Below are 9,662 nucleotides of genomic sequence, written 5' to 3'. Positions count from 1 at the left end.
TGGAAGCCTCTTTCAGCTTGGAGCTCGAAGAGTCCATAATGGTTGTTGCCTCTTCTATCTGAGAGACCACGGTAGAGGAGGCTCTCCTTAAGGTTTCGAGGTTTTCCCTGCTGCTTTCGGAAATCTGCGAAGTTGTCTCTTTAATGCGGTTGAGTATCTGGTTTATGGTCTCTGTTATCTGCTCGGTGTTCTTCTGTATCTGTTCAGAGAGCTTCCTGATTTCTTCCGCAACAACCGCAAAGCCCCTGCCGGCCTCTCCGGCCCGAGCGGCCTCTACGGCGGCGTTAAGGGCAAGCAGGTTGGTACGCTGGGTAACGTCTTTTATTATCTGAACAACCGAGGTTATCTGTTCGGCCTGTTTGGCAAGGTCGTTAAGCTGAGAGATAGAGCTTAAGCTGACCTCTTCCGTTCTGTCGAGTACCTCTTTAAGCTCTTTAAAGCTGCTCAAGGTGGAAGCTATTTTGGCGTTGGCCAGCTGAATCTGTTCAACGGTCTCCTTCATAGTCTCTTTAAAGTTTTCGAGGGGATTGGCTATCTGGTGGGCAAGGGAGGTTGCCTCACCAACGGCCTGCTGCTCCTGCTGAACCCGGGCTTTAACCTGTTGGGCAAGCTCTCTCATTTTGGTGGCCGTTGCAACGGTTCTCGCAAGGGAGCGCTTGGCGCTCTCAACTATGCTGCGCACCTTGGCTATAAAGGCGTTGAAGTAACGGGCGGCAGTTCCCACTTCGTCGGAGCTCTTTATGGGAAGCTCCCTTGTCAAATCGCCCTCCCCTTCGGCAAGGTCTCTTGCCGTTTCCGAAAGCTGGTTGATGGGCTTAACAACGGTGTGCTTCACAAAGAGAATAAAGAGGGCCACCATAAAGAGCATAAGAACAAGGGCAACAAGGAGATTCCTGTTCTTCTTCAGGGAGAGGAGGTCTGCCAGTATCTCCGACTCCTCTATCTCGGCAACTATGGCCCACCTGTTGCCGAAGACGTTAACCGGAGAGTAAGCTGCAAGAACCTTTTTACCGAAGAAGTTCTTTGTAAAGGTAACGCCCGACTCTCCGGCGAGGGCCCTCTCAACGGCCGGGTTATCTACTTTAAGAACTTCTATAGTTGTTCCCGCACTCTTTACAAGGGGGTTTTCTTCCTCGAGCTTTTTAAGGAAGCGGACGTTGTTTTTAAGGTAGTGGTCTTCACCTACAAGGTAAACCTCCCCGGTATTGCCCAAACCCACCTGCTTAAAGCGGTAGTTGAAGTTGACTATGGCGTCTATTTTGTCTACCGGCAACTGGAAGGCAACAACCCCTAAGAGCCTCCCCCCCTTGTAAACCGGAGCCGCTATAAAGGCGGCCGGCTGGTTGTAACTGGGCTCGTAGGGTTTAAAGTCTGCAAAAAGCACCGTTCCTTCGGGGGCTTTCAGGGCTTCCCTGAAAACCCTGGCAAGGCCGGTATCCCTGTAAGGGCCGTGGAGAAGGTTGGTAGCAAAGTCTTTCTCCTTAAAGTCGGTGTAGAAAATCGTTCCGTTGGTATCTATCAGGAAAACGTCGTAGAGGTCGAACGAACGGGCAAAACGGTCTATCCACTTGTGAATCTTCTCGTGCAAAACACAGTAGGTAGCGTTACAACCCTGAGGAACGAGGAGTCTGTTTTTCTCGCCTACCGGGTAGGGGTTCTTCACGATAAAAAGGTATTGAGCAACGATTCCTGCTTCACTTCGGGGGAGGTAGTAGTTAACCGGCTTGGGCTGGGGAGCACCGGGAATGGAGTAGTTCACCCTGGGCAGGTAGTTCCGCCTGTACTCTTCTATCAGGGCCCTCTTGGCCTCTCCAAGGTTCACACCAACCTCAGAGGGTAAACGGTAGAAGCTCTCATCGAATGGCTCAAAGAACTCTTTAATAGAGAGGTCCTCAGAGGTGGAAGTGAGAAGGTCTTTCATGTAGTCGAAGTAGTCCTCTACGTGCTGTTTCTTAGACTCCCTTATGACTGTAAGCCTGTTGAAGGCCTCCTTTATGAGGTTCTCCTTGGTTGTCCTGTAAGAGAGAAACCCCAGAACGAGAGCTAAGGTGAGTATTCCCAAAAGCCCGAAGAGTAAAAGCTTTCTCTCTATTCCGAACCTGCCGAGCACGGTCCACCTCTGAGAGTTTGTAGGTTAAGGGAGCGGTTTTTCTAAGTATCGGACGGAGCCTGCTCTTTTTTCGGGGGGCGGCGCAGGAAGGTTTTTCTCAGCTCGAAGGTAGCGGAGGCCATGAGACCCACGAGAGCCACCACAAGACCGGTAGGGATAACCACGTTGTAGTCGTAGGTCGTTTCAAGGGCAAGAACAACGGCCGTAAACGGAATCTTCATAACAACGCCTACAAAAACGGCAGCCCCTATTGCGGCAAAGTAGAAGGGCTCAACCGGAATGCCAAGGTAGGTGATAAGCTCAGCAAAGGCGTAGCCGGTAAGGGCCCCTATACTCATAAGGGTGATGAAGAGACCTCCTACCGCGTTTGAGTAGAGGGAGACGGCGTTTGCAACTATCCTTAAAACGGCAAGTAGGAAAAGGGTCAGAAGGGGCAAGTGGATTTTGCTGTTTATAAGGGCCTCTACAACCTCGTGGCCGGAAAAGCCTCCGTAGGGAGAAACTTTAAGCACTGCGGCAACGGTTAGGCCGCCTACAAGGGATATAACGGCTGCCTTGAGAAACGGGGAGAGCCGGTACTGAACGGTTGTAGAGAGGAAGTAAAGGAGCCTGTCTCTGATGAGCAGGTAGAGGTAGATTGCTACGGTTATGAAGGGAACGAACAGAAGCAGGGAAAGGAGGTAATCCGGTTGAACCTGCTTACCTATGGAGTAGTTGAAAATCAGAGGGGAGAGGAAGTTGAGGGCCACAACGAAGGCGGAGAAGCTCCCTATAACCATAAAGCCGACGAAATCCTTTATGAGGAAGTAGGCAACGTTCTCAACGGCAAAAACTATGCCGGTAATCGGCGAAACGAAGACCGCCGCTATACCGCTACTCGCCCCAACGCCTATCAGAACCTTTAGGAGCTCTTTGGGAAGTTTGAAGAGGGAGTGGAACCTGTAAGCTATCATGGCACCGATTGCCGCAGACGGACCTTCGTTCCCGACTGCGAAACCGCTCCCTATGGAGAGGGCGGAGGCAACGATTTTCAAGGCAAGGTCGCCCAGGTTAAAGGTCATCCTGTTCTCTTCAAGGGCCTGGGCTATCTCCCTCACACCGTACTCCCTTGCCTTCTCGTTGTGGAGGATGATGAGGTTTACCATGAGAATCGACGAGGTAGTAACGAAGGCAACGTACCAGAAGGGAAGGTGGGGTATGGTCTCCTCGGGCTTCCCAAGGTACAGGGTGTAGGAGATAAGCTTTGTAAATATAACGTAGAACGAAACGGCAAGCCCGGTTGAGATACCTACGAGAAAGGAGACCCAGAAAAGGTGCTTTACCTTGCTCATCCGGTTTAAAAGGGAGGGGAGGCCCCCTCCTTAAACCTCCCTGAGGATAAACTCAACAACCGTTCTTACAGGCTGTCCGGTTGCCCCAGCTTCGTAGTACTTCCACGGAGAGCTGAGGAAGGCGGGACCGGCGATATCAAGGTGGGCCCAGCTTTTTACTTTATCGGCATCTACGAAGTTCTCGAGGAAGAGCGCTGCGGTTATGGCACCTCCGTAACGGCTCTTACCTACGTTTTGAATGTCGGCCCACGTTCCCTTAATCTCCTCTTTCAGGTCGGGGTCGAGGGGCAGACGCCAGAGCTTCTCCCCCGTTTGGCGGGAGAGCTCGGTAAGCGTTTTTGCAAGGCGGTCGTCTTCTGTAAAGAGGCCGCTGGTGTAGTGGCCCAGGGCAACAACACAGGCACCGGTAAGGGTTGCCATATCTATCATGTAGTCGGGCTCGAGCTCGGAGCCGTAGATGAGGGCGTCGGCAAGGATGAGCCTTCCCTCGGCGTCGGTAGAGTGGACCTCTACGCTCTTTCCGTTCCTGTAAACGATTATGTCGTCGGGCCTGTAGGCCTTGCCGTCGGGCATGTTCTCAACGGTGGGTATGAGGGCGTGAACTTCAACCTCGGGCTTGAGCTCACCCACCGCCCTCATAATGCCCAGAACGGCACAGGCGCCGGCCTTATCCGACTTCATGGTTTTCATAAACTGCTCGGGTTTTATGTTGAGACCGCCGCTATCGAAGGTAACTCCCTTACCCACAAGGACTATTCTCTTCTTGGCCTTCTTGGGCTTGTAGGCAAGGTGGATGAACCGGGGCGGGTTCTTGCTCCCCCTGCCGACGGTGAGTATCCCCACCATCTGGTTCTTCTCAAGTTTTTTCTCGTCGAACACCTTACACTCAAAACCGAACTCCTGGGCGAGCTCCTTGGCCTTCTGGGCAAGGACTTCAGGGGTCACAACGTTTCCGGGCTCGTTAACTATGGAGCGGGTGTAGTTTGCGGCCTCGGCAAGGACTCTGCCCAGGCGGAAGCTCTCTTTGTGTTCCGAAGGGCCTACAACGGTAACTTTAAGGGACTCTTTCTTCTCCTCTTTGTACCTATCGAAGGTGTAGCCGCCGAGCAGCAGCCCCTCGACGGTTGCCTTAACGGCATCGCCTTCAAGTTTTTCAAGGGCGAGAGGCTCGCAGACAACCTTTTTTGCCTTTAGAGAGGCAGCTTTTTTAACACCCTTGGCGGCCGCAAGCCTAACGGAGTCGGCGTTCAGCTCCTTCTTCTTGCCGAGCCCTACGTAAATTACGGCTTTAAAGGCATCTCCCGGCAGAACTGCCACTTCCCCCTTTTTACCTGAGAAGTTAAGGGCCTTGAGCCTCTCCTTCTCCGACTGCTCCAGCTCTTTAAGGCCCTCGTAAACGCCGGTTATCAGGGCATCGCCCTTTCCCTTATGCTGGGAGGAGTAGGAAACTTTTACCTCCATCTCTCAACCTCCTATCCTTTCTGGTCGAAGCTCTTTAAGGCGGGGCTCCTTACGCCCTTCTTGTAGTTTTCCGCCTCGGCAGGTATGAGCTTCCTGAAACGCCTCTGGATAACCCAGTTCAGGAAGAAGATGGTAAACACGGGGAGGGAAGCTCCCACGAAAGCGCTCTTAAAGTTCAGAGAGAGGGTTGCAAACTCCTTTCCCGAGTACTGAACGATAAAGTCAATCATGAGGAAGAAGAGGTAGAGGGAAACAATGTAGTAGACCTGCTTTACGTACTCAACGTAGTCTAAGATAACCGCCGTCAGGAAGGTGATTTTAAAGCTGAAGGTGAGGGCGTAGGCAAAACCTCCGGGTTTTATGGCCCCCAAGGGATTAAAGTCACCCGACGGCGACGACTGAAGGAACTTCAAGGCCGAGTTGATTCTCATAAGTCCGGTAATCGTGGGAAGCGATATCACCAGGAAAACCACAAGTCCCCAGAGGAACATAGTCCAGTTCATCTCTCTCCTCCCGCCTCTTTAAGTAGCTTAACCGCCCGCTGGAGTATTCCGGGCTCGTCGGCCTGAATCTGTGGGTTTTTCAGTATACCTTCAACGGCTTTAGACAGGTGTTTTTTAGCCTCTTCCAGCCTGCCGAGCTTAAACAGGCACTCTCCGTAGTGCTCGTTTATAACCGGGTCTTGGGGCTTTAAGCTGAGGGCCCTTTCAAGGTAACTGCAGGCCTCCCGGTAGCGCCCCATTTTGTAGAGTATCCACCCTTTCGTATCGAGAAAGGCGGCACTGTTTGGCTCTTCTTTCAAGGCTCTGTTTACCAGTTCAAGGGCCCTGTTGAGCTCTTTTCCCCTCTGGGCGTAAAAGTAGGCAAGGTAGTTGAGGGAGTCGGGGGTGGGCTTGAGCTTCACAAGCTCTTTCAGGTAGTTCTCCGTTTCGTCGTAGCGGCCCAGCTTTTCAGAGAGGTAGGCAAGGTAAAAGAGGAGGTCGGGGTTGTCCTTAGGGTTACCTCCGAGCTCCTTCAAGAGGCTGTAGGCCCCTTGGGTGTCGCCGAGCTTGTCCTCAAGGAGGGCCGTTCTTATGAGGTAGGCAGGGTTTCCGGTAATCTCCCAGAGCTTCTGGTAGAGCTCCTTTGCCCTCTCGTAGTTACCGAGCTTGTAGTTGACTATGGCAAGCCGCTCAAGGACGGTGGGGTTCTCTATGTGGAACGAGAGGACCTTCTTGTAGGCTTCGAGGGCTTTTTTAAGGTTTCCGCTCATCTCGTAGGCAAGGCCAAGCATAAAGTATACGTTGGGGTTACCCGGGTTAAGCTTGGCTATTTTCTCGATAACGGGAATGACCTGCCTATACTCCTTTAGCTGGAAGAGGTTGGCCGCAACCCACGACAGAAGCCTCAGGTCGTAAGGTGATAGGGAAACCAGGCGGTTCAGGGCGTTTACCGCCTCTTTCGTTTTACCCTCCGCAAGGTAGAGAAGGGCCAGCTCCCTCAGGGCGTAGATGTTGTCGGGCTCTTTCTTTAGAACCTCTTTGAGGAACTTCTCGGCGTGAGGGTAGTCTTTAAGGTTCATGTAGACCTTGCTCAGCAGCAGGAAGGCGCTCTCAAAGCCGGGGTTAGCAGAGATGGAGCGTTCAAGGTAGAGCCTTGCCCGTTTATAGTCTTTTTTGAGGAAGTAGACCTGACCGAGGAAGTAGTTGACCAGGTAGTCGTTGGGGTAGAGCTTCCGCGCCCTCTGCAGAACCTCCAGGGCCTTATCGGGCTCTCCCCTGTTTATGAGAAGGTTGGCAAGGAAAACGAAGGAGTCTCTGTCAGGGTGGATAGAGATGAGCTTCCTGTAAACGTTCTCGGCCTCGGCAAGTTTACCCTCAACAACCAGCAACCCGGCGTAGAGCTTCAGGGCATCGGGGTCGTTGGGATTTCTCTTTAAGGCCTCCCGAATTAACCTCTCGGCCTCTTTGAACTTCTGGTGGGAAGCGGCAATCTTCGCCGCCTCAACAAGGTAAACCGTGTTACGGGGCTCAAGCTCGGCGGCCTTCTCAAGGGCCTCAATAGCCTTCTGCCAGTTGCCGCCGGCCTGGTAGTTTAAAAAGAGCATGTAGTAGTAAGAGGCAGTAGGCTTAAACTTAAAACTCCCCTTGACCTCCTTTACCGGAGACGGCCTCTCGGGAGGGGAGACCTTTACCTGCTGCTTCCCTCCGGTTAAACTTTTACACGAGGAGGCCAAAAAGAGCAGGGTTAAAAGGGCTAAACCTCTTCTCATTCAGACTACCTTTTATTTTGAAGATTTAAACAGAGGACGCACTAAATTATAAGCTATGGAAAAGAGCCTCAAGGAGATAAAAGAGCTTCTCAACCTCCTGACCAAAAACAACTTCGCCCTCTTCCCTCGGGTAAAAGACCCGGAAAAGAGGCTGAGGAAGCTCTTCTCCGAGCTCAAACCACACCTTGACAGGAAGAGAAAAGCGTGGGTGGATAAGGTTCTGAAGCTCCTGGACACCTACCCCCAGATGACCCAGGAGCAGCAGAAGCGCTTCCTGAGGGAGCTCCACTCGGTAATCACCCTCAAGTTCACGGCCGAAGAGATAGAGAAGGCCCGGGAAAAGGAGCTTCCCCCCAAAGAGCGGGTAGTAGCCGCCGGCAAGAACTTAAAGAGGGCCCCAAAACTCTACCCGATAGAGGCCTTCTTCCAGCCGGTAGAGAAGATAAAAGGGATAACCGCCAAAAGGGTCAACAGGCTGAAAAAACTCGGCATAGAGAGCGTTATAGACGCTATCTACTACCTGCCGTTCCGCTACGAAGACAGAACCACCGTAACGAAAATGGCGCAGCTGAAGCCCGACAGGGAGCAGCTGGTAAAGGGAAAAGTAACCGCCATCTCCCAGATAAAAACGAAAAACGGCAAAGAGCTACTCAAAGTCACCCTCTACGACAAAACGGGGGCCGTTTCGCTCATATTCTTGAATAAAAAGGTGTTCGGCTACTACAAACTCCTCTTTGAGAAGGCCAAAAAGCTGGGCAAAGAGGTCCTTGCATACGGAAAAGTGAAAAGGAGCACCTCCGGCTTCACCATCTACCACCCGGAAGTTGAGGTGCTGGAGCCGGGAAGGCTGGAGAAGCTCGGAAGAATTCTCCCCATCTACCACTGCGCGGAGGGGCTTAAACAGACAACGGTCAGAAGGGACATCCACTTTGTAGTAGAGAAGGTTCTGCCCTTCATGCCCGAGTACCTGCCGGAGAAGATAAGAAAGAGGCAGAAGCTCCTTGAGGCCGCCGAGGCGTTCTGGAGAGTTCACTTCCCCTCCGACGAAAAACCCGAAGAGCTCCAAACTTTTCGCTCCCCTCCCCAGAGGAGGGTGATATTCGACGAGCTCTTCCTATTTCAGCTGGCCTTGGCCCTGCACAGGCAGAAAGTAAAAAGGGAGCGGGGGATAGCCTTCCCCGTAACCGAGGAGCTCATAGAGGAGTTCAAAAAGGCCCTACCTTTTAAGCTCACCGGAGCCCAGGAGAGGGTTTTAAAAGAGATTGTTGAAGACATGAAAAAGCCCGAGCCGATGAACCGGCTCGTTCAGGGAGACGTGGGAAGCGGTAAAACAGTAGTTGCCGCCGCCGCTGCCTTCTTTGCCGCAAAGAGCGGATACCAAACGGCGGTTATGGCGCCCACCGAGATACTGGCAAACCAGCACTACAAGAAGTTCAAAGAGTTCCTGAAACCCTACGGCATAACGGTGGGCCTGCTCACCGGGAGCATGACAAAGAGAGAGAAGGAGACCGTTTACAGGGCCATAAAGGAGGGGGTGATAAAGGTCGTTGTGGGAACCCACGCCCTCATACAGGAGGGGGTGGAGTTTAAGAACCTGGGCCTTGTGGTGATAGACGAACAGCACCGATTCGGCGTAAAACAGAGGGTAGAGCTCAAGAAAAAGGGGAAAATGCCCGACGTTCTGGTGATGACGGCAACGCCGATACCCAGAACCTTAGCGATGACCGCCTACGGAGACCTGGACGTTTCCGTGATAGACGAGCTTCCCGCCGGCAGGAAACCGGTTAAAACTGAGATACTCTTCAGCGACGAGCTCCCAAAACTCGTTAAGAGGCTCAAAGAAGAGCTCCAAAAGGGCAACAGGGCCTACATAGTTTACCCCCTGGTGGAGGAGTCGGAGAAGCTCGAGCTTAAGGCCGCAACCGAGATGCACCACTTCTGGAGCGAGAAGCTCAAACCCTACAGAGTGGGCCTCCTACACGGGAAGATGAAACAGGAGGAGAAGGACAAAGTCATGGAGGCCTTTAAGAGAGGGGAGTTCCAGGTTCTCGTTTCCACAACGGTTATAGAGGTGGGGGTAGACGTTCCCGAAGCTACGGTTATGGTGATAGAGCACGCAGAGCGCTTCGGCCTTGCCCAACTCCACCAGCTCAGGGGAAGGGTAGGCAGGGGAGACAGGCAGTCCTACTGCTACCTGGTCACCTCCAGGGAGGTCGGAGAAGAGGCGATAAAGAGGCTAAAGGTTTTAGAGTCCACAAACGACGGCTTCAAAATAGCCGAGGCAGACCTTGCATTCAGAGGACCGGGGGAGATTTTCGGCACCCGTCAGTCGGGGCTGGGAGACTTCAAAGTGGCCGACCTCCGCAGGGACTACGACATCCTGAAGGAGGCCCGCCGCGAGGCGATGGAGCTTATCAAGGAGAACCCGGAGCTCAACGGACTCGAAGAGCTCAAAAAACTGATGAAGTTCAGGTTCGGCGAGAAGTTCGACCTGGTAGAGGTAGGGTAG

General features: G+C 52.8%; 6 protein-coding genes (1 of these 6 running past the window's edge). 1 reads left to right on the top strand and 5 read right to left on the bottom strand.

Annotated features, from left to right (window positions below; all coding sequences use genetic code 11):
* The 5 genes in view from THEAM_RS00845 to THEAM_RS00825 are tightly spaced (at most 41 nt apart) and all read right to left on the bottom strand, a layout consistent with a single transcriptional unit that may run on beyond the window.
* Nucleotides 1–2,110, bottom strand: partial view of a methyl-accepting chemotaxis protein gene (locus tag THEAM_RS00845; protein WP_013536924.1) — the 5' portion only. The gene continues 185 nt to the left of window position 1, outside the view; 2,110 of the gene's 2,295 nt are visible here — the first part of the coding sequence; its start codon is at nt 2,108–2,110; its stop codon lies beyond the left edge, outside the window.
* A gap of 41 nt (nt 2,111–2,151) precedes the next feature.
* Complete coding sequence (locus THEAM_RS00840) at nt 2,152–3,441, bottom strand: chloride channel protein (protein WP_013536923.1); 1,290 nt, start codon at nt 3,439–3,441, stop codon at nt 2,152–2,154.
* A gap of 30 nt (nt 3,442–3,471) precedes the next feature.
* Nucleotides 3,472–4,902, bottom strand: a complete 1,431-nt coding sequence (locus THEAM_RS00835) for a leucyl aminopeptidase (RefSeq protein WP_013536922.1) — start codon at nt 4,900–4,902, stop codon at nt 3,472–3,474.
* An 11-nt stretch (nt 4,903–4,913) separates the two neighbouring features.
* The gene (locus THEAM_RS00830) at nt 4,914–5,405 is read right to left on the bottom strand and encodes a hypothetical protein (protein ID WP_013536921.1); all 492 of its coding nucleotides are present in this window, start codon (nt 5,403–5,405) and stop codon (nt 4,914–4,916) included.
* Nucleotides 5,402–7,153 carry a tetratricopeptide repeat protein gene (locus THEAM_RS00825; RefSeq protein WP_013536920.1) on the bottom strand — a complete coding sequence of 584 codons (1,752 nt, stop codon included), beginning with the start codon at nt 7,151–7,153 and terminating at the stop codon, nt 5,402–5,404. Before THEAM_RS00825 ends, THEAM_RS00830 begins: the two co-directional genes overlap by 4 nt.
* Nucleotides 7,154–7,208: 55 nt before the next feature.
* Between THEAM_RS00825 and recG the strand changes: the two genes are divergently transcribed.
* Nucleotides 7,209–9,662, top strand: coding sequence for an ATP-dependent DNA helicase RecG (recG, locus tag THEAM_RS00820; RefSeq protein ID WP_013536919.1), 2,454 nt, complete (start codon nt 7,209–7,211; stop codon nt 9,660–9,662).

It is taken from the genome of Thermovibrio ammonificans HB-1 (assembly GCF_000185805.1).
Classification (GTDB): domain Bacteria; phylum Aquificota; class Aquificia; order Desulfurobacteriales; family Desulfurobacteriaceae; genus Thermovibrio; species Thermovibrio ammonificans.
This window is presented reverse-complemented; position numbering and strand designations above follow the sequence as displayed.

Bases quoted from the DNA above. Each gene is read 5' to 3' on its own strand.
- THEAM_RS00840 (WP_013536923.1), bottom strand. From the start codon at position 3,441: ATGAGCAAGGTAAAGCACCTTTTCTGGGTCTCCTTTCTCGTAGGTATC.
- THEAM_RS00835 (WP_013536922.1), bottom strand. From the start codon at position 4,902: ATGGAGGTAAAAGTTTCCTACTCCTCCCAGCATAAGGGAAAGGGCGAT.
- THEAM_RS00830 (WP_013536921.1), bottom strand. From the start codon at position 5,405: ATGAACTGGACTATGTTCCTCTGGGGACTTGTGGTTTTCCTGGTGATA.
- THEAM_RS00825 (WP_013536920.1), bottom strand. From the start codon at position 7,153: ATGAGAAGAGGTTTAGCCCTTTTAACCCTGCTCTTTTTGGCCTCCTCG.
- recG (WP_013536919.1), top strand. From the start codon at position 7,209: ATGGAAAAGAGCCTCAAGGAGATAAAAGAGCTTCTCAACCTCCTGACC.